Raw genomic sequence first — 17973 nt, 5'->3', positions numbered from 1 at the left:
AGTTCGGCGGGGTCATTCCGAGCTCGATGCCGGCGCTGGGAACGACCCGACGTGAACTCAGGTCATCGTCGTGCTGCGATGACGGGTATGCCGAGTTCGACCGGCGCGACGCGAGCCAGGCGCTTGGTCTCCTCGCGTTTCTGCCGGAGGAAGGTGAGAGTGAGGTCGATACCCTCGACCTCACCGAGCCATGCCTCGTGCGCGGCCGGGCACTTGGCCACCCCGTCGCCGTCCAGCTCGGCCGCCGCCCGCTTCCGCAGCCGACGGCCCCGACGCCACTGCCTGGCACGACACGCCGCAGAACAGAACACCGCGTCGGGCCGCACTCCCGGCCTCAGCCGTTCACGTGGGAACACCCCGGCGGTCAAGCCTCCGCGCGGCGGGGCACGACCGCGTCGGCGGGCGTCGTCAGCGGGTGCACGGCGGTCATGGCTTCATCAAGGAGCTTGGGCAGCGGGACACTTCCGCCCTCCTGCACCCAGGCTTCGACGGCAGCGTCCAGACAGCTCACGGCGCTGGCGACAAGGGCGGAGGCCGCAGGGTCGGGGCGGGAAGCGGTGGCCGGGACGGTACGGCGTGCCACTTCGGGAAGAAGCAACTCCCGCCAACGCCGGTTCCTTTCGTGAAGGCGGGCGCGGATGGAGGGTGACTCCACGATCACCCGGGCCGTCTGCAGGGCGGCGCCCAGATCCTTGGCCTGCTCGCGGACCGGGGGTTCCAGCGCGTGCCGCAGCGCCGTCCACACCGGTTCGTCCTGCGGGTGCCGCACCGGCGCGTCCCGGACCTGTTCGGCGTGGTCCTCGACCAGTGCCAGGGCCACGTCTTCCCTGGTGGGGAAGTACCGGAAGAACGTGGCGCGACACCGGCACATCCACCTCCAGCGACGACGCGTGGCGGCGCACCTTCGACATCACCGTCGCCGAGACGGTCGCCTTCCTGGCGTCACCAGGGGCCGGCTACGTCAACTGTGCGGTCATCGATGTCGACGGAGGCGGGGCCAAGCCCGTGATCTCCTGGTGACACCCCTCGCATCCTGACCCGCGGTGCGCCGGGCGCGCGTCTCACCGAAGGCCGGTGGGCCGACCGCCCGCGTCACCGCGGCGTGGCGGTTGGCCCGCTGGTCCTTGGGCTCGGTAATCGTTCGCCTGACCCGGTGGACAGGCGCTAACGCCCTGTCCACCGAGGTTCTCTGCGCTCCACGAAGGCCCGTGCTCCTTCCTGCGCGTCCTGCGAGGCGAACACGGCGTCGGAGAACGGGGCCTGTCTGCGCCATACCTCGTCCTGCGGCCAGCCGGGGGCGGCGCTCGCCACGGCCTTGGCGCACCGCACGGCCAAGGGCGCGTTCCCGGCGACACGTCCGGCGAGTTGCAGCGCCGCCTCCAGCGCCTGGCCCTCGGGCACGACGCGGTTGACCAGTCCCAGTCGCTCCGCCCGCTCGGCGTCGATCGGGTCGCCGGTGAGCAGCAGTTCCATCGCGACGGAGCGCGGCAGCCGCTGCGGCAGCCTGATCATTCCGCCGCCCCGTGCCACCAGGCCGCGCCTGACCTCGGGCAGCCCGAAGCGCGCCCCCCGCGCCGCCACCACCAGGTCGCAGGCGAGGGCGAGTTCGCAGCCGCCGCCGAGCGCCCAGCCCTCGACCGCGGCGATGATCGGCTTCTCGGGGGGTGCCTCGACGAGCCCGCCGAAGCCACGCCCCGGCAGCGCCGGCCGCTCCCCGAGCGCGAACCGTTTCAGGTCCATGCCCGCGCAGAAGGTCCCGCCGGCACCGGTGAGGACGGCGACGGACAGGTCAGGTGAGTCGTCCAGGCGGTCGACGGCCTGGGCGACGAGGTGGGCGGCCGCCAGGGTCATCGCGTTCTTCTGTGCCGGCCTGTTGACGGTGATGACGAGGACCCGGTCGTGGGCGTCCACCAGGACCTCGGGGGCGGCGCTCACCTCGGGCCCATGCGCAGGGCGCCGTCGAGGCGGACGGTCTCGCCGTTGAGGTAGGGGTTGCGCACCATGGCCAGCGCCAGGTCGGCGTAGTCCGCGGCATGGCCGAGACGCCTGGGGTGCGGAATGGTCTCGGCGATGCTCTGCCGGATGTCCTCGCGCAGCCTGGCCAGCATCGGGGTGTCGAAGGTCCCGGGCGCGATGGTGTTGACCCGGATCGCCCAGCTCGCGAGGTCCCGGGCCGCCACCAGGGTCATCGCGTGCACGCCGCCCTTGGAGGAGGCGTACGAGGTCTGGCCGATCTGTCCCTCGAAGGCCGCCGCCGACGCGGTCAGCACGATGGCACCGCGGTCGCCGTCCTCGACGGTGTTGCCGGCCATGGCGGCCGCGGCCAGCCGCAGGACGTTGTAACTGCCGACGAGGTTGACCTCCAGGACCTGCCGGTAGCTGTCCAGGGCGGCGGGTGCGCCGGACTTGTCGAGGATGCGCAGCCGGTCCCCGCCGCGGCCCGCGCAGTGCACGACGGCTCGCAGGTCGCCGTTCTCCCGGGCCGCTTCGAGGGCGGCCCGCAGACTGTCCTCGTCGGTGATGTCGGCGGGCACGAACCGGACTCCGCCGCCTATCGCGGCAGCCGTCTGTGCACCGGACGAGCTGGGCAGGTCGGTGATGACCACCTTCGCCCCCGCCTCGGCGAACGCCGCCGCGGTCGCGGCTCCCAGGCCGGAGGCACCGCCGGTGACGAGTGCGGTGATGGCGTCTAGCTGCATGTGTCCTCCTGCATGCGTTCTCCCCAACAATCAGGCATGTCAAATAAAAGATTTGTCTGTTTCGACAGTGCTCTCAACTAGCCAGTGCGGGCCGCCCATTGGCCTCACCTGGACTGTACCGATAGAATCAAGTAACTAATTTAGCTTAAACGTCTGCCTCCCCGTAGAAGGGTGCCATGACGAAACAGGCCCGCTCGCATCCCGCCGGGCGCACCTTGCCCCTGCTCTCGAACTGGCTCCGTCACGTGATGGGCATCGACCCGAACGCGACGGCACTGACCTTCGCGGAGTCGAGCCTTCCGTGGTCGTACCTCGCCGACGCCACCCGTGATCTGGACACTCTCCTGAGCAGCCACCCCTCCGCCCGACGGGTCGGCCTCGTGCTGCGCAACAGGCCGGCCCAACTGGCCGCGCTGCTGGCCGTGATCGCCACCGGACGGCAGGTCGTCACCCTCAGCCCCCACGTGGGCGAGACGGGCCTCGGCGACGACATCCGCTCGCTGCGCCCGGACGTCGTCATCGCCGACGAGGAGGACTGGGCCCGGGGCGTCGTCCGGGAGGCCGCCGAGGACATCGGCGCCGTCCCCCTGATCGCTCACCAGGACTCCGGCCTGCGACTCCGGCCGGACTCCTGGACGCCCGCGCCGCCCCGGCTGCCCGCGGATGACGTGGCCGTGGTGATGATGACCAGCGGCACCACCGGCAAGCCCAAGCGTGTCTCGCTGACCTATCCGCAGCTGACCGCCGCCTTCCAGGCCGCCGGCACCATGCTCGACGACAGCACCGGCCCGCGCCTGCGCCGGGGGTGCGTCATCCTGTGGTCCTCGCTCGCCCACATCAGCGGGCTGTACTTCGCGATCGCCCACGCCGTCGACGGCCGGTCCGTCGCCCTGATGGAGCGGTTCCAGGTCGAGGAGTGGGCCCGGCTGGTACGCCGGCACCGGCCCCGCCAACTGCGCCTGCCGCCCACCGCGATCCGCATGGTGCTGCGCGCGGAACTCCCCGCCGACACCTTCAGCAGCGTGCGGGCGATCGGCTCCGGCACGGCGCCCCTGCCGCCCGAACTGGCCGAGGAGTTCGAGGCGCGGTACGGAGTGCCGGTCCTCGCCACCTACGGCGCCACCGAGTTCGCCGGCGCCATCGCGGGCTGGTCGCTCGCCGATCACCGCCAGTGGGCGGAAGCGAAGCGCGGCAGCGTGGGCCGCGCGCACCGCGGCATCGAACTGCGTGTGGTCGACCGTACGACACAGGACGTCCAGACACCGGGCGGCGTCGGACTCCTGGAGGTCCGCGGCCCCCAACTGCCCGTCACCGACGGGCGCTGGCTGCGCACCAATGACCTCGCCTCGCTGGACGAGGACGGCTTCCTGTTCATCCACGGCCGCGCGGACGACGCGATCAACCGGGGCGGATTCAAGATTCCGCCGAGCGTGATCGAGGACGCACTGCACCAGCATCCGGCGGTGAGTGACGCCACTGCCGTCGGGCTGCCGGACGAACGTCTCGGTGAAGTGCCGGTCGTGGCGGTCACGTTGTGCGGTCAGGCCAGCAGGCAGGACCTGCTCGATCATCTGGCCAGCCGACTGACGCGCTATCAGATGCCGGTGGATCTGCGGATTCTGGACCAGCTGCCGCGGACCCCCTCGCTCAAGGTCGACCGGCCCCGGCTCCAGGAACTGTTCACCGCCAACGGTAGCTAGTGCCCCGACAGGCGGCCGCCCGCCCACGAAGCAAGGAGAGATGGTGACCACGTTGACGGACCGGCCGGACTACGGCCTCCTCACCGACGATGCCGTGGAGCGCTCACGCCGCCGCATCGGTGTCCCCCAGCGCCGCCTGCCACCGCACAACCTGGCGGTGAGCACCGACGGAATCCGTCACTTCGCGCTCGGATACGGCGACGACAATCCCCTGTGGTGCGACCCCGCACACGGCCCGGCCACCCGGTGGAAGGGCACGATCGCACCGCCGAACTTCCTGTACACCATGGGCGAGAACGCCGTCGAACCGGACGACCGGGCCAAGGCGATCCTCAAGGGCGACCCGTTCGCCGGGCTCGGCGCCTACCAGGCGGCCATGGAGTTCGAGTACTACCGGCCGCTGCACCTGGGCGACCGCTGCTCCTGTCTGCGGGCCCAGGTCGGCGTCCAGGTCAAGCCGAGCTCCTTCGGGGGCCGGGCCGCCCATGTCACCAACGACTTCCTGTTCGCCGACGGCGCGGGCCAGGTGGTCGCCCTCCAGCGCGGCACCTGGATCCACGCCGAACGGCACACCAGCAGGAATCGGGCGGACGGGAAGGAGGACCTGGAGTTTCCCCCGTACACCGCCGAGCAACTCGCCGAGATCGACGCCGCCTACGACGCCGAGGAGCGCCGCGGGGCGAACACCCGCTACTTCGAGGACGTCCACGTCGGCGACGAGCTCCAGCCCCGGGTCAAGGGGCCGCTCACCGTGACCGACGTGGTCGTCTGGCACGTGGGCTGGGGCATGCAGCTGACGCCGCCGGGGGCCTTCGCGGTCGCCCGGCGGGTACGGCGCAAAGCCCCCGGTCTGTACCCGCCCAACGCCCGGAACATCCCGGACACCGTGCAGCGGCTGCACTGGGAGCCGGAGCGCGCGCGGGAGCTGGGCATCCCCATGAGCTACGACTACGGCGGCATGCGCGAGACCTGGCTGACGCACGCCCTGACGGACTGGATGGGCGACGACGGCTGGCTGTTCAGACTCCGCTGCGAGCACCGCAGGTTCAACTACGTCGGGGACACCACATGGGTGCGCGGTGTCGTGGTGGACAAGGTGCGGACCGACGTCGGCAACGAGGTGCACATCGAGGTGGCCTGCCACAACCAGCGTGGCGAGGTCTCGACACCGGGACGGGCCGTCGTTCTCCTGCCGACCCGTCAGGCCCCGGTGCGCCTGCCGGAACCGCCGGCGGAGACGCTCGGCGAACTGCTGGACGCGGAGATCGCGAGGTTCGCCGACTGACGGGGCAGGGCCCGGGTCAGCGCAGCGTCCACTTGGGTTTGACGAAGGTCTCGCGCGAGACCTGCGGCTTGCCAAGCGGATTGCCGATCGTCGTGTAGTGCCAGCCGAGCGCCTGGGCCGCCTCGCGGTCCAGGCCGTGCGTCTCCCAGATCGCCCGGACGGTTCCCTGCACGGCCGCGGGCGGCTTGGCCGCGATGATGCGCGCCAGCTCGTCGGCCCGGCCCCACAGTTCCGGGTAGGGCACCAGCTCGGACACCAGACCGATCTCACGCGCCCGCGCGGCCGACATCCGCTCGTCCAGCCCGAGCAGTGCCCACCGCAGGGCCTCGCCCAGGGGGATGCGCCGGGCCAGCCCGATGGGCTCCAGGGCCGACGTCATGCCGTAACTCACATGCGGGTCGAAGAAGGTGGCGTCGTCCGCGCCGATCACGATGTCGCAGTCGTTGAGCCAGTAGAAGGCACCGCCGGCGACCATCCCGTGCACGGCGGCGACGACCGGCTTCCACACCCTGTTCTGCTTGGGACTCAGCCCCCGCCCCGGGTCCTCCTGGCTCCAGACGTTCCCGGCGAGATGGATCCGGTCGTCGACGTCGGTGCCCGTGCAGAAGGCGCGTTCGCCGGCGGCCCGCAGGACCACCACGTGGACGGCGTCCTCGGTGCGCACACGCTCCCAGATGTCCCGGAACTCGTCCACCATGGTCTGGTTGAACGCGTTGAGCTTGTGGGGGCGGTTGAGAGTCACCGTCGCGACGTGATCCGTCACCTCGAACAGGACGGTCTCGTACGCGCGCTCACCGGCGCTGAACTCCTGGTCCGACATCATCGTTCCTCTCGCCCGCCGGGTTCGCGGCCACGGGATGGGATCCTCCGGAAGCTGGCACGCCAGATAGCTTAATCATTACACTCAATGAGAGGCTAGCGATCCGTACCCGGTACGACCATGGAAGGGCCGGTCGATGGTGGACTTCGAACTCTCCGAGGAACAGGCCGCGTTGCGCGAGGCGTCGCGGGATCTGCTCACCTCGTACTGCCCTCCGCATCTCGTCCGCTCGGTCCTCGACGCGGGACTGGACGTCGACGAGAAGCTGTGGAGCAGGGGCGCGCGCATGGGCTGGACGGGCCTCGCGACCCCCGAGGGCCACGGAGGCGCCGAGCAGGGGCTGGCGGAACTCTGCCTGGTAGCCGAGGAGTTGGGACGCGCGGCGACGCCGGGCCCGTTCATGGAGACGGCCCTGGCGTCGATGGCCGCCGCGTGGGGCCCAGGCCTGAGCGATCTTTCCGCACAGGCCGCGACGGAACTCGGCGAAGGGCGGCTGAAGGCGGGGTTCGTACACCACGGTTCCCTCACCGCACGCCGGGAGGGGCAGGGCCTCGTGCTGTCGGGCCGGGCCGCGGCCGTGCACGCCGCCGCCTGTACCGACTGGCTGCTGGTGACGCTCACCGGGGACGAACCGCACGTCCTCCTGGTCCCGACGTCCGCTGCCCGTACGGAGCGGCGCACCACCCTGGACCTGACGCGTTCCTGGTACGACGTCGTGTTCGACGAGGTGACCGTGTCGGCCGCGCAGGTGCTGTCCGACCGCCCCGACGACGCGGACCGGTGGGCGGACGCGATGACGGTCCTCACCGCCGCGGACGCGCTGGGCGTGGGGCAGCGGCTGCTGGAGATGACGGTCGGCCATGTCACCGTGCGCGAACAGTTCGGCCGTCCGCTGGGCAGCTTCCAGGCCGTCAAGCACAAGGCCGCCGACATGCTGATCACCCTGCGGGGTCTGCGGGCCGCCACCTACTACGCGGCCATGGCCTTCGACGCGGGCCGCGAGGACGCCACCATGGCGGCCGCCGTGGCCAAGGCATTCGCCGGCGAACGCCTCCCCGAGGTCGCCGGAGAGGCCCTGCAGTCCCACGGCGGCACCGGCTTCACCTGGGAACACGACCTGCACCTGTATCTGCGGCGGGCCACGGTGGACTCCCTGGTCCACGGCACCGCCGCCCACCATCACCAGCGGGTACTCGCCCACCTGGAACGCGCGGCGGTCACCCGGCAAGCCGCTTGAGCAGTTCCATGTCCTCGACCCGCCGGTCGTGGGTGACCGCGATCGGCGAGACGTTCAGCCCCGTGACCCCGCTGTCGCGGAACGCCGCGACCCGTTCCGCGAGCAGTCCGCTCGGTCCCACCAGGGCCACCGCGTCGACCAGTTCCCCGGGTACCGCGGCGGCCGCCTCGTCCTTGCGGCCGCTCTGGTACAGCTCCTCGATCTCCGCCGCCGGCCCTTCGAAGCCGTACCGCGCGACGAGGGCGTTGTAGAAGTTCCGGCCCCGGGCTCCCATCCCGCCGACGTACAGGGCGACGTATTCGCGGACCCGCTGCCGTCCGGCCGCGAGTTCCTCCTCGTCGTCGCTGACGAGGACCTTGACGTCGGCGACGATCCGGAGCGGCGGCAGCCCGGCCCGGCGCCGGGCGCGCCCGGCCTCCAGGGAGGGACCGAAGACGTCCTTGGCCGCCTCCGGGAAGTACAGCGTGGGCTGCCACCCCTCGCACAGTTCCGCCGCCAGCTCCACGCTCTTGGGCCCCAGAGCCGCCAGGACGATCGGGATGTCCGGCCGGACAGGATGGTTGATGAGTTTCAGGGCACGTCCCCCCCGGCCCGTGCCCCCGCGCTCGGCGGTCAACGGCATTTGGAAGACCCGGCCCTCGTGCCGCAGGGGCTCGCGCCGCCAGACGGTCCGGCAGATCTCGACCACCTCCCGGATCCGGGTCAGCGGTGATGTGTGGGCCAGCCCGTGGAACCCCTCGACCACCTGGGGGCCGGACGCGCCGATGCCCAGCTCGAACCGTCCTTCCGACACGAAGTCGAGGCCGGCCGCGGTCATCGCGAGGAGCGCGGGGGTGCGCGAGTACACGTTGAGGATGCTGGTCGCGAGGCGCATCCGTTCGGTGCGGGCGGCGAGGTGGCCGAGCTGGCTCACCGAGTCGAAGGTGTACGCCTCGGGCAGCAGCACCGAGTCGACCCCGGCCGCCTCGAAGTCGCCCAGCCGCCGGGCGGCTTCGGCGAAGCCGCCCGAGTAGCTCATCAGCAGTCCCACGTCCATGAGGAGCCTCTCTATTTCCGCCGGGGCCGGGGCCAGGACCGGCACCGGATCGCGGCGGCACGGGGATGAGGTGCGAGGAGGTCAGGCACGAGCCTCCTCGGCGGACTGCTCCGTGGCCCCCGCCCCCCGCAACCGGTCGCGCAGCTCGAACTTGCGGACCTTCCCCGAGGGGGCCCGCGGGAGATCGGGAACGACGACGATGCGCTCGGGTGCCTTCTGCGGTGCCACCCGGTGCCGGGCGAACAGCTCGCGCACCTCCTCGACGTCGAGTGTGCCGCTGTCGAGGACCACGAAGGCGGCCACCCGCTCGCCGTACCGCGGGTCGGGTTCCGCGACCACGGCGGCGTGCCGGACCCGTGGATGGGTGGTGAGGATGTCCTCGACCTCCTTGGAGGCGATGTTCTCCCCGCCGCGGATGATGATGTCCTTGATGCGGTCGGTGATGGTCAGGTGGCCGTCCTCGTCGAGCCGCCCCACGTCGCCGGTACGGAACCAGCCGCCGGGCAGGAACGCCGCTGCGTCGTACGCGCGGTTGCGGTAGCCGACGAACTGGCTGGGGCCACGGGTCACGACCTCGCCCGCCTCCCCCACCGGCAGCGGACGCAGCTTGTCGTCGACGATCCGTATCTCGTCGCCGAAGCGCACCAGGCCGTCCGTCATGGACCGCTGCCGTGCCGAGGCGTCCAGCGGGGAGGTCGCACACCGGGGGTGCTCCGTGCTGCCGTAGGCGCGGGCGACCACGATGCCCGCGTCGTCGGCCCTGGCGACCAGCGCGGGCGGGACGTTGGCGGCACCGATCTGGACGAACCGCAGGCTGGAGATGTCGCGGCCGTGCTCCTCGGCGGCCCTCAGCAGCGCCTCCACGTGCAGGGGGGTACCGCTGGTGATGGTGCACCGGAACTCCTCGACGAGTTCGACGGCCCGGCGTTCGTTCCAGCGGTCCATGTGCACCGTGTCGGTGCCCCCGGCGATCCCGCTGCACGCGGCCAGCAGCCCCGCGACATGGCCGGAGGGCCAGGGGATGAGGCGGGTGTCGTCGGGTCCGGCCTCGTTCATCAGGTCGCCCTTGCGCAGCTCGTGCAGCAGGGTGTTGTGGGTGTGCTGCACGCCCTTGGGCGTGCCGGTCGTCCCCGAGGTGTAGATCACCGCGCACACGTCGTCGGCGAGTACGTCCACGGGCGCCGGCGCCTCATCCGTGTGGGCCAGCAGCGTGTCCCAGGAGACCGCGTCCGGTGCCGGCCGGTCGCCGATCATCACGACGTGTTCGAGGGTGGGCCCCGCGTCGAGGCGGGCCAGGCGGTCGACGAAGTCGATGGAGCGCCAGGCGTCGGGCAGGACGAGCACCCTCGCCCGGGCGTCGCGCAGGATGACCCCGACCTCGGCGGAGTCGTAGATGTGGGTGATGGGCAGCACGACCGCGCCGGCCAGCCAGGCGCCGAAGTACGACACCACCAGCTCCAGCCGGTTGGGGACCTGTACGGCGACCACGTCACCGGGCCGCGCCCCGAGCCGGCGCAGCCCGGCCGCCGCTCGCCTGCCCAGCGCGAGTACGTCCGCCAGGGTCACCGTGGTCGTCTCGACCTCCGAGGCGAACACGAACCGCGTCCCGGGCACCCGCCGGCCGGCGTCCTCCAGGGCATCGGCCATGGTGCGCGAGGAGTAGTGGCCCTCCCGGTACCAGCGCTCCCGCAGCGCGGCCAGGTCCTGCCGCCGCTGCTCGGGTGTCACGCTCACTGCCGTCTCCTCAGGTGTCCGCGTCGCGGTCATGTCACTCGGCCAGTTCGAAGACGGTGGCGTTGGCGGTGCCGCCGCCCTCGCACATGGTCTGGAGGCCGAACCGGATGCCGTGGCGGCGCATGTGGTGCAGCAGCCGGGTGGCGAGGATCGCACCGGACGCACCGAGCGGATGTCCCACCGCGATGGCCCCGCCGAGCGGGTTGACCCGGTCCGGATCGGCCTTCACCTCGCTCTGCCAGGCGAGCGGTACCGGAGCGAAGGCCTCGTTGACCTCGAAGGCGCCGATGTCCCCGATCGACAGGCCGGCGCGTTGCAGCACTTTGTGGGTGGCGGCGATGGGAGCCGTCAGCATCATCACCGGGTCGTCCCCGACGACGGCGCCCGCGCGGATCGTCGCCAGCGGGCGCAGTCCGTGCCGGCGGGCCAGCTCGGCCGTCGTGATGAGCAGTGCGGCGGCCCCGTCGGAGGTCTGGGAGGCGTTGCCCGCGTGGATGACCCCGTCCTCCTGGAACGACGGCTTGAGCCTCGCCAGGGTCTCGGGGGACGTGCCCCGGCGCAGTCCCTCGTCCTGCGTCAGATCCGGCGCCGCGGGCACGGTGACCAGCTGCTCGTCGAAGACCTCCGCGTCGATGGCGGCGGCGGCCAGTGCGTGCGAACGCGAGGCGTACTCGTCGAGCCGGTGCCGGTCGAGTCCCCATTTGCGGGCGATCATCTCGGCTCCGGTGCCCTGTTCCAGCCGGTCGGTCCGGTAGCGGTCCAGGACGGTCCGCCCGTAGGGCAGGCCGGTCTGCCGGGCGGCTCCGAGCGGAACGCGTGACATGGACTCGACGCCGCCCGCGATCACCCAGTCGTAGGCGCCCGCGACGACGGCGTGCACCGCCGATTCGACGGCCTGCTGGCTGGAGCCGCAGGCCCGGTTGAAGGTGACGCCCGGAATGCTCTCGGGCCAGCCGGCCGCGAGGGTGGTGAACCGGGCGATGTTGCTGGACTGGTCGCCCAGCTGTGTGACGCAGCCCCACATCACGTCGTCGATGTACTCCGGCGGGACCTCGTTGCGCTCGACGAGCGCGCGCAGGACCACCGCCGAGAGGTCGACGGGGTGCACCTCGCTGAGCGCTCCGTTGCGCTTCCCGATGGGCGTGCGCACCGCGTCCACGATCACTGCCTGACGTGCCGTCATCTCTCCTCGCTCCCACATCGCAGGTTCCGCGTGTCGACCCGGCCGGGCTCGCCGGGCCCGTCAGCGCGCCGGGTCACCCCCGGGCTCGTCCGCCGCCGGCTGCCCGGTCCGGCGCCACCGTGCGAGCGTGTCCTCCACCGACGCCGCCGACGGCGTACCCGCGAACCGCCGGCCGCCCAGCGTCGGCCGCCATCCCGTCCGGCCGTCCGGCGCGGGCACCAGCGCGTGTCTGGCGCGCAGGTGCGGATGGCCGGCGGCCTCCGCCAGGTTCAGCACGGGGCTCAGACAGGCGTCCGTCTTCTCGGCCGCCGCCGCCCATGCGTCCCGGGTGCGCCGCCGTACGGCCCGCTCGATCTCCCGGCGCAGCTCGGGCCAGTTGGCCGGGTCCTCACGGATCCCGGTCCACACGGGGTCGAGGTCCAGCAACTCCACGAGGGCCGCGAAGAACGGCGCCTCCAGGGCACCGATCGCGACGTGCCCGCCGTCGGCGCACGGGTAGACGTCGTAGTAAGGCGCCCCGGTGTCCAGCCTGTTGGTGCCGGCGACGTCCGACCACGTACCTCTCGACCGGTACTCGTGCAGCATGGTCGTGAGGTAGGTCGTGCCGTCCACGATGGCCACGTCGAGCACCTGACCCGACCCCGTGCGGTCGCGTTCGTGCAGCGCGGCCAGGACGGACATCACGAGGTACATGCCGCCCGCGCCGAAGTCCCCCAGCAGGTTGGCGGTCGGGACGGGTACCTCGCCGTGCCGGGCCGCGTGGTGCAAAGCCCCTGTGATCGCTATGTAGTTGATGTCGTGCCCGGCCGTCGGTGCCAGCGGGCCGTGCTGTCCCCAGCCGGTCATGCGCGCGTAGACCAGCCGTGGGTTGGCCTCCCGCACTTCCTCCGGCCCCAGTCCCAGTCGCTCCATGACGTCGGGGCGGAAGCCCTCGATCAGGACGTCGCACCGCTCGGCGAGCCGCAGCGCCTGCTGGCGGCCCTCGGCCGACTTGACGTCGAGTTCGACGACGGGCCGGTTCTCCGCCAGCGCGGGCCTGGCGGTGTGCGGCCTGGTGACGGCCAGTACGTCGGCTCCCAGATCGGCGAGCAGCATGCCCGCGAACGGCCCGGGCCCCAGGCCCAGGAACTCCAGGACCCGCACATCGCCGAGGGGTGGAACCGCTGACATCGGTCCTCCTATGATGACTCCCGCGCCATAGGGTATATCAGTTAACGATTTTAGATAATGACCTGGGAGCGGACGATGCCGTACAGCTTCTACGAGGACGACCACACCGCGTTCCGCCGGACCGTGCGCAGCCTGGTCGAACGCTCGGTGGCGCCGCATCTGGAGGAGTGGGAGGAGGCACGCCTCATCGACCGCTCCGTCTGGAAGGCGGCGGCCGCCGCAGGTGTGCTGGGACTGCGCATACCCGAGCGGTTCGGCGGGGCGGGCGCCGACGACTACCGTTTCCGGTGCGTGATCCAGGAGGAGCTGGCCGAGGTCGGGGCGGCCGCCCTGGCGTCCGGCTTCTCCATCAACGAGGACATCGTCGCCTCGTACCTGGTCAGGTTCGGGACCGACGGGCAGCGGGAGAGGTGGCTGCCCGGCATGGCGGCGGGCGAGGTGATCGCCTCGATCGCCATGACCGAGCCGGGCGGCGGCAGCGATCTGCGCGGGATCCGCACCACCGCACGGCGCGAGGGGACGGAGTGGATCCTCAACGGCGCCAAGACGTTCATCACCAGCGGTTCCAGCTCCGACCTGGTGATCGTGGCCGCCCGCACCGGGGAGGCGGCCGGCCGCTCCCGGCTCTCCCTGTTCCTCGTGCCGTCCACGGCACCGGGATTCCAACGGGGGTGCAAGCTGAAGAAGTTGGGCCTGCACGCCCAGGACACCGCCGAGCTGTACTTCGACGACGTGCGGCTGCCCCCGGAGTCCCTGCTGGGCGAGGAGGGTGCGGGCTTCGGCCAGCTCACCGCCCAACTCCCCCTGGAGCGGCTCTCGATCGCCTGGCGTGCGGTGGTGGCGGCGGAGGCGGCCGTGCGCTGGACGGTGGCGTACACGCGGGAGCGCCGGGTGTTCGGGCGACGGCTCGTCGACCTCCAGAACACCCGGTTCCGGCTGGCCGAGCTGACCACCGAGGTCGAGGTGACCCGCGGCTATCTGGAGCGCTGCATCCTCGACCTCAACGAGGGGACACTCGACGCCGTGACCGGAGCCAAGGCCAAGTGGTGGGCCACCGAACTCCAGAACCGGGTGGTCGCCGCCTGCCTCCAACTGCACGGCGGCTACGGCTACATGGACGAGTACCGGATCTCACGGGCGTACGCCGACGCACGGGTGCAGACACTCGTCGGCGGCACGACCGAGATCATGAAGGAGATCATCGGCCGCGACCTGGCCGGACCGAAGCCCGGCGGGGACGCCTGAGCCGGATGCCCCGGCCCGCGTCCGCCGCCGGTCGGGCGGGCGCCTACGAGGCCGCGCCGCCCGGCTTCTCGCTGAACTGGTGCCCGAGGAAGGCCCCGGTCCACGCCATGAGGTCCCCGGGCACGTAGTAGTCCTTCTCGTCGTTGATCAGGTCCCAGTTCTTCACGACGTCCTCGATCGTGGCCGGACCGTCCTCGTGCACATAGCCGGGCGTGGACCCGATGAAGAAGCGCGCGAAGCGGCTGGCCCCCGCCGCGTAGATCTCGCCGTTGACCGGGCAGGCCTCGTGCGCGAGATAGGCGACGATCGGCGACACCGCCCCCGAGGGCATGCCCGCCTGCTGGGCGGCGGCCTCGGCCGCGGCCTCGTCCTCGATGCCGCCCATACGGGTCAGGGCGGCCGGGGCGACCACGTTCACCTTGATGCCGTGCGGTTCGCCGGCCAGCCGTGCGCTGCGGGCCAGCCCGACCACGCCGCCCTTGGCCGCCGCGTACGACAGGTTGTTGTCGAGCCCGAACAGACCTGCCGACGTCGTCAGTACGACGCGGCCGTACCCCTGCTCGACGAAGTGCGGCCAGGCGGCCTTCATGGTGTTGAACGAACCGATCAGGTGAACGGCGAGATGGCGTTCGAGGTTGTCGAGGTCGACCTCGGGCAGACCGGCCCACCTGATGATGCCGGCGTTGTTGATGACGATGTCGATACGGCCGAAGGCGTCCAGCGCGGAGTCGATGATCGCCTTGCCGCCCGTCTCGGTGGAGACGTCGTTGGTGTCGGCGACGGCCTGGCCGCCGGCCGCGACGATCGAGTCGGCCACCTGCTGCGCCGGCCCGGCGTCGGTCCCCTCGCCCTCCATCGATCCGCCGAGGTCGTTGACGACGACCTTCGCTCCCCGTTCGGCCAGCAGGCGGGCATGGGCACGCCCGATCCCCCGCCCCGCGCCGGTGACGACGGCCACGCGTCCTTCGAAGCTGAACTCACTCATGGGTGACTCCTGTCGTACTGCGCTGTCCCGCCGTCCATGTCTTCCGGGTCTCCCGGGCCTCCGGGGTCTTCCGGGCCGCCACGGCCGGCTACTCCGCTATGCGGATGGCGAGTGCGGGGCACACCGCCGCCGCGTTACGGACGTCGTCCGCCAGCTCCGCCGACGGGTTCTCGTTCAGCAGGACGACGATGCCGTCCTCCTCCCGCTGGTCGAAGACGTCCGGGGAAGCGTTCACGCACTGCCCGGCGGCGACGCACTTCTCCTCGTCGATGAGGACCTTCATGAAACCTCTCCCATTCGTGTCAGGGGGTGGAGACCGGGGTGTGCAGGGCGTCGACGACGTCCTGACGGCGCAGGCGGGTCTGCTTGGGCATGTTCCAGCCCAGCACCCCGGTCACCGCGCCCTCACTGGAGTACCGGAGGACGAACCGGCGGGCCGCCACGTCGCCTTCGACGACCTCCACGTCGGCGTCCGCGGGCAGCAGCCCGTGGACCTGGAGCTTCGCCTCGAACTGGTCGGTCCAGAAGTAGGGCACGGGCGCATACGGCCGGTCCTCGCCGAGTACGACGCCGGCGACGGCCGCGGCCTGTTCCGTGGCGTTCGTACGGTTCTCCAGGCGCATCAGGCGGCCATAGCTCTCATGAAGGAACCGGGCCACGTCACCGACCGCGTAGATCCCGTCCGCCGCACGGCAGCGGGAGTCGCACACGACGCCGTTGTCCAGGGTCAGGCCGCTGTCCGCCAGCCACTCGGTGGCCGGCGAGGCCCCGATGGCGACGACGACCACGTCCGCCGCGAGAGTCTCCCCGGTGCTCAGTTCCACCCCGGTGACCCGCCCGTCCCGGCCGCTCAGCCCCGCGACCCCGGCCCCCAACCGCAGTCGTACGCCGTGCTCCTGATGGAGTTCCGCCAGCAGACCGCCCACCATCGGGCCCACTTGCAGGGCCATCGGCGCGGACAGCGGGCCGGTGAGGGTGACGTCCAGCCCCAGCGTGCGTGCGGTGGCCGCGATCTCCGATCCGAGCACGCCCTCGCCGACCACGACCAGTCGCGCGCCGGGGCGCAGTTCCGCCTTCAGGGCGAGTGCGTCGTCGAGCCCTCGCAGCACGTGCACGCCCGCGAGGCCTGCCTGACCGGGCAGGGTGCGAGGCCGGACGCCGGTGGCGAGGACGACCGCGTCCGCGGACAGCTCCCGTCCGGACGCGGTGCGCACGGTCCGGGCCGCCGGGTCCAGTGCGACCGCCTCGTCACCGAGGACGAAGTCGGCGGCGAGGCCGGAGAGGAGCTCCTCCGTGCGCAGCGTCGCCCGCTGTGGTTCCCACGCGCCGGAGAGGACCTGCTTGGACAGGGGCGGCCGGTCGTACGGCGCGTGCGGCTCGTCGCCGATCACGGCGATCTCGCCGGTGTATCCCTTGCGTCGAAGGGACTCCACCGTGGTGAGCCCGGACGCCGACGCGCCCACCACCAGGACCCTTCCGGGGGCGGTCATGCGCTCACCCCGGCGGCCTGGACACCGTGCTCGATCCTCATAGCTGACTCCGATGTTGCTTCATACGTTCTCTCAAAATAGACCATGCGGTCTAAACAATAAAGCGGCAGGGCGGGACGTCAGGCGAGATAGCGTCCGCCGTTGGTGCTGAGGGTCTGCCCGGTGACGTATCCGGCTTCTTCGGAGGCCAGATAGGCGACCGCGTAGGCGACGTCCTCGGGCCGGCCGGCCCGCTTCATCGGCATGGTCTGCGCGACCGCGTCCACGTCGATCGGCCCTTGCCGGACCAGCGGGGTGTCGATGAAGCCCGGGGGGACGTGGTTGACGGTGATGCCCTTGTCGGCGAACTCGATGGCCAGTGCCCGGGTGAGGCCGATGACCCCGCCCTTGGAGGCCGCGTAGTGCGCCATGGCCGGGGCACCGGTCTGCGCGGACGAGGACGAGATGTTGACGACGCGCCCCCAGCCCGCCTCCAGCATGTCGGGCACCAGCTCCCTGGTGACCAGGAACGGCCCCTTGAGATTGATGCCGATCATGCGGTCCCAGGCGTCCTCGGTGATGTTGGTGAACGGCTGGTAGGCCGTGATCCCCGCGTTGTTGACGAGGATCGTGACGGGCCCCAGCTCGGCCCGGGTCCGGCCCGCCGCCGCGGACACGGCAGCGGCCTCGGCCGCATCCCCGCCCACGGCGATCGCCGTTCCGCCCGTCTCCTGGATCGCGGTGACGGTCTTCTCGGCCCCGCCGAGATCCAGGTCCCACACCGCGACCTTCGCACCCTGCGCCGCCAGCACCGTCGCGACCGCCTGGCCGATACCCCGCGCGCCGCCGGTGACGACGGCGACCTTTCCCTGCAACGACATACCCCTGCTCCTCACTCGTGTGACACCGCGCGACGCGCCTCCGGCAGACCCCGTCGCTCGGCCGGCTACGTGCCCCGTGCGTTCGTCCGGCGCCCCACGGAGCGCCACCCCCGGTCAGTCGGGGAGTGCCTCTCGCGCCGCGTTCCGGGCGGCCGTCGCGGCCGGGAAACCCGCGTAGCCACTGGCGTGGTAGATGACTTCGGCGATCTCGTCCCGGGTCAGACCGTTGGTGACACCGATCCGGAAGTGGGTCCGCAGTTCGGTCTCCGCGCCCAGCGCGATGAGGATTCCCAGGGTGACCAGGCTGCGGTCACGCGGACTGAGCCCCTCCCGGGCCCACAGGGATCCCCACACACTGGTCAGGCCGATCTCGACCAGTTCCTCCCCGAGACGCCCGTCCCGCAGGTCGATGTCCCCGTCCGGGAACACCCCTGGCAGTGCGTCTCGCATGGCCTTGAGCCCGGCACCGCGCAGATCGGTCGGCTCTTCGACATTCTCGGCCGTCATGGGCGACTCCTGTTGGCACGAC

At 71.5% G+C, this 17973-nt stretch carries 19 protein-coding genes; 5 read left to right on the top strand and 14 right to left on the bottom strand.

Annotated features, from left to right (window positions below):
- Positions 1-62: 62 nt before the first annotated feature.
- On the bottom strand, positions 63-311 hold the full coding sequence (locus ACWGKQ_RS24535) for a hypothetical protein (RefSeq protein WP_453294075.1): 249 nt from the start codon (positions 309-311) through the stop codon (positions 63-65).
- A gap of 53 nt (positions 312-364) precedes the next feature.
- Positions 365-820 carry an acyl-CoA-like ligand-binding transcription factor gene (locus ACWGKQ_RS24530; RefSeq protein ID WP_453294074.1) on the bottom strand — a complete coding sequence of 152 codons (456 nt, stop codon included), beginning with the start codon at positions 818-820 and terminating at the stop codon, positions 365-367.
- On the opposite strand from ACWGKQ_RS24530, the gene ACWGKQ_RS24525 reads away from it, so the two are divergent.
- Positions 808-1020 carry a hypothetical protein gene (locus ACWGKQ_RS24525; protein WP_453294073.1) on the top strand — a complete coding sequence of 71 codons (213 nt, stop codon included), beginning with the start codon at positions 808-810 and terminating at the stop codon, positions 1018-1020. The genes ACWGKQ_RS24530 and ACWGKQ_RS24525 overlap by 13 nt on opposite strands.
- Before the next feature lie 144 nt (positions 1021-1164).
- Here ACWGKQ_RS24525 and ACWGKQ_RS24520 read toward each other — a convergent pair whose 3' ends face one another.
- Both ACWGKQ_RS24520 and ACWGKQ_RS24515 read right to left on the bottom strand, forming a co-directional pair.
- Positions 1165-1935, bottom strand: a complete 771-nt coding sequence (locus ACWGKQ_RS24520; RefSeq protein ID WP_453294072.1) for a crotonase/enoyl-CoA hydratase family protein — start codon at positions 1933-1935, stop codon at positions 1165-1167.
- Positions 1932-2699 (bottom strand): SDR family NAD(P)-dependent oxidoreductase, encoded by a 768-nt coding sequence (locus ACWGKQ_RS24515; protein ID WP_453294071.1) that lies wholly within the window; start codon positions 2697-2699, stop codon positions 1932-1934. The genes ACWGKQ_RS24520 and ACWGKQ_RS24515 overlap by 4 nt, the downstream gene beginning before the upstream one ends.
- 176 nt (positions 2700-2875) lie before the next feature.
- Between ACWGKQ_RS24515 and ACWGKQ_RS24510 the strand changes: the two genes are divergently transcribed.
- On the top strand, positions 2876-4399 hold the full coding sequence (locus ACWGKQ_RS24510; protein WP_453294070.1) for a class I adenylate-forming enzyme family protein: 1524 nt from the start codon (positions 2876-2878) through the stop codon (positions 4397-4399).
- Positions 4400-4439: 40 nt separating this feature from the next.
- Positions 4440-5684 (top strand): FAS1-like dehydratase domain-containing protein, encoded by a 1245-nt coding sequence (locus ACWGKQ_RS24505; protein WP_453294069.1) that lies wholly within the window; start codon positions 4440-4442, stop codon positions 5682-5684.
- A 16-nt stretch (positions 5685-5700) separates the two neighbouring features.
- Here the strand turns inward: ACWGKQ_RS24505 and ACWGKQ_RS24500 are convergent, their stop codons facing one another.
- Positions 5701-6507 carry an enoyl-CoA hydratase/isomerase family protein gene (locus tag ACWGKQ_RS24500; protein ID WP_453294068.1) on the bottom strand — a complete coding sequence of 269 codons (807 nt, stop codon included), beginning with the start codon at positions 6505-6507 and terminating at the stop codon, positions 5701-5703.
- A gap of 133 nt (positions 6508-6640) precedes the next feature.
- On the opposite strand from ACWGKQ_RS24500, the gene ACWGKQ_RS24495 reads away from it, so the two are divergent.
- Positions 6641-7741, top strand: coding sequence for an acyl-CoA dehydrogenase family protein (locus ACWGKQ_RS24495; RefSeq protein WP_453294067.1), 1101 nt, complete (start codon positions 6641-6643; stop codon positions 7739-7741).
- Here the strand turns inward: ACWGKQ_RS24495 and ACWGKQ_RS24490 are convergent.
- The 4 genes from ACWGKQ_RS24490 to ACWGKQ_RS24475 form a co-directional block, all read right to left on the bottom strand.
- Positions 7722-8777, bottom strand: a complete 1056-nt coding sequence (locus ACWGKQ_RS24490; RefSeq protein ID WP_453294066.1) for an LLM class F420-dependent oxidoreductase — start codon at positions 8775-8777, stop codon at positions 7722-7724. The genes ACWGKQ_RS24495 and ACWGKQ_RS24490 overlap by 20 nt on opposite strands.
- Before the next feature lie 81 nt (positions 8778-8858).
- Positions 8859-10511: an AMP-binding protein gene (locus ACWGKQ_RS24485; protein ID WP_453294065.1), complete on the bottom strand. Its 1653-nt coding sequence runs from the start codon at positions 10509-10511 to the stop codon at positions 8859-8861.
- Positions 10512-10545: 34 nt separating this feature from the next.
- Entirely contained in the window at positions 10546-11694 is a 1149-nt protein-coding gene (locus tag ACWGKQ_RS24480; protein ID WP_453294064.1) for a thiolase family protein, read from the bottom strand.
- 60 nt (positions 11695-11754) lie between these two features.
- Positions 11755-12864, bottom strand: a complete 1110-nt coding sequence (locus ACWGKQ_RS24475; RefSeq protein WP_453294063.1) for a CaiB/BaiF CoA transferase family protein — start codon at positions 12862-12864, stop codon at positions 11755-11757.
- Positions 12865-12939: 75 nt separating this feature from the next.
- On the opposite strand from ACWGKQ_RS24475, the gene ACWGKQ_RS24470 reads away from it, so the two are divergent.
- A complete protein-coding gene (locus ACWGKQ_RS24470) occupies positions 12940-14109 on the top strand; it encodes an acyl-CoA dehydrogenase family protein (protein WP_453294145.1) in 1170 nt (389 codons plus the stop codon).
- A 43-nt stretch (positions 14110-14152) separates the two neighbouring features.
- Here ACWGKQ_RS24470 and ACWGKQ_RS24465 read toward each other — a convergent pair whose 3' ends face one another.
- The 5 genes from ACWGKQ_RS24465 to ACWGKQ_RS24445 all read right to left on the bottom strand — a co-directional run bounded on the left by ACWGKQ_RS24465 (position 14153) and on the right by ACWGKQ_RS24445 (position 17951).
- Entirely contained in the window at positions 14153-15094 is a 942-nt protein-coding gene (locus ACWGKQ_RS24465; RefSeq protein WP_453294062.1) for an SDR family NAD(P)-dependent oxidoreductase, read from the bottom strand.
- A gap of 88 nt (positions 15095-15182) precedes the next feature.
- Positions 15183-15377 carry a ferredoxin gene (locus tag ACWGKQ_RS24460; protein WP_089103724.1) on the bottom strand — a complete coding sequence of 65 codons (195 nt, stop codon included), beginning with the start codon at positions 15375-15377 and terminating at the stop codon, positions 15183-15185.
- A gap of 19 nt (positions 15378-15396) precedes the next feature.
- Positions 15397-16584: an NAD(P)/FAD-dependent oxidoreductase gene (locus tag ACWGKQ_RS24455; protein ID WP_453294061.1), complete on the bottom strand. Its 1188-nt coding sequence runs from the start codon at positions 16582-16584 to the stop codon at positions 15397-15399.
- A gap of 119 nt (positions 16585-16703) precedes the next feature.
- Positions 16704-17444 (bottom strand): SDR family NAD(P)-dependent oxidoreductase, encoded by a 741-nt coding sequence (locus ACWGKQ_RS24450; protein ID WP_453294060.1) that lies wholly within the window; start codon positions 17442-17444, stop codon positions 16704-16706.
- A gap of 114 nt (positions 17445-17558) precedes the next feature.
- On the bottom strand, positions 17559-17951 hold the full coding sequence (locus tag ACWGKQ_RS24445; protein ID WP_453294059.1) for a carboxymuconolactone decarboxylase family protein: 393 nt from the start codon (positions 17949-17951) through the stop codon (positions 17559-17561).
- Positions 17952-17973 lie beyond the last annotated feature (22 nt).

The organism is Streptomyces sp. NPDC054770 (assembly GCF_053611985.1).
This window is presented reverse-complemented; position numbering and strand designations above follow the sequence as displayed.

Coding starts and splice junctions, on each gene's coding strand:
- ACWGKQ_RS24465 (WP_453294062.1), bottom strand. CDS start 15,094: ATGAGTGAGTTCAGCTTCGAAGGACGCGTGGCCGTCGTCACCGGCGCG.
- ACWGKQ_RS24505 (WP_453294069.1), top strand. CDS start 4,440: ATGGTGACCACGTTGACGGACCGGCCGGACTACGGCCTCCTCACCGAC.
- ACWGKQ_RS24490 (WP_453294066.1), bottom strand. CDS start 8,777: ATGGACGTGGGACTGCTGATGAGCTACTCGGGCGGCTTCGCCGAAGCC.
- ACWGKQ_RS24450 (WP_453294060.1), bottom strand. CDS start 17,444: ATGTCGTTGCAGGGAAAGGTCGCCGTCGTCACCGGCGGCGCGCGGGGT.
- ACWGKQ_RS24455 (WP_453294061.1), bottom strand. CDS start 16,584: ATGACCGCCCCCGGAAGGGTCCTGGTGGTGGGCGCGTCGGCGTCCGGG.
- ACWGKQ_RS24510 (WP_453294070.1), top strand. CDS start 2,876: ATGACGAAACAGGCCCGCTCGCATCCCGCCGGGCGCACCTTGCCCCTG.
- ACWGKQ_RS24475 (WP_453294063.1), bottom strand. CDS start 12,864: ATGTCAGCGGTTCCACCCCTCGGCGATGTGCGGGTCCTGGAGTTCCTG.
- ACWGKQ_RS24495 (WP_453294067.1), top strand. CDS start 6,641: ATGGTGGACTTCGAACTCTCCGAGGAACAGGCCGCGTTGCGCGAGGCG.
- ACWGKQ_RS24500 (WP_453294068.1), bottom strand. CDS start 6,507: ATGATGTCGGACCAGGAGTTCAGCGCCGGTGAGCGCGCGTACGAGACC.
- ACWGKQ_RS24480 (WP_453294064.1), bottom strand. CDS start 11,694: ATGACGGCACGTCAGGCAGTGATCGTGGACGCGGTGCGCACGCCCATC.
- ACWGKQ_RS24445 (WP_453294059.1), bottom strand. CDS start 17,951: ATGACGGCCGAGAATGTCGAAGAGCCGACCGATCTGCGCGGTGCCGGG.
- ACWGKQ_RS24460 (WP_089103724.1), bottom strand. CDS start 15,377: ATGAAGGTCCTCATCGACGAGGAGAAGTGCGTCGCCGCCGGGCAGTGC.
- ACWGKQ_RS24470 (WP_453294145.1), top strand. CDS start 12,940: ATGCCGTACAGCTTCTACGAGGACGACCACACCGCGTTCCGCCGGACC.
- ACWGKQ_RS24515 (WP_453294071.1), bottom strand. CDS start 2,699: ATGCAGCTAGACGCCATCACCGCACTCGTCACCGGCGGTGCCTCCGGC.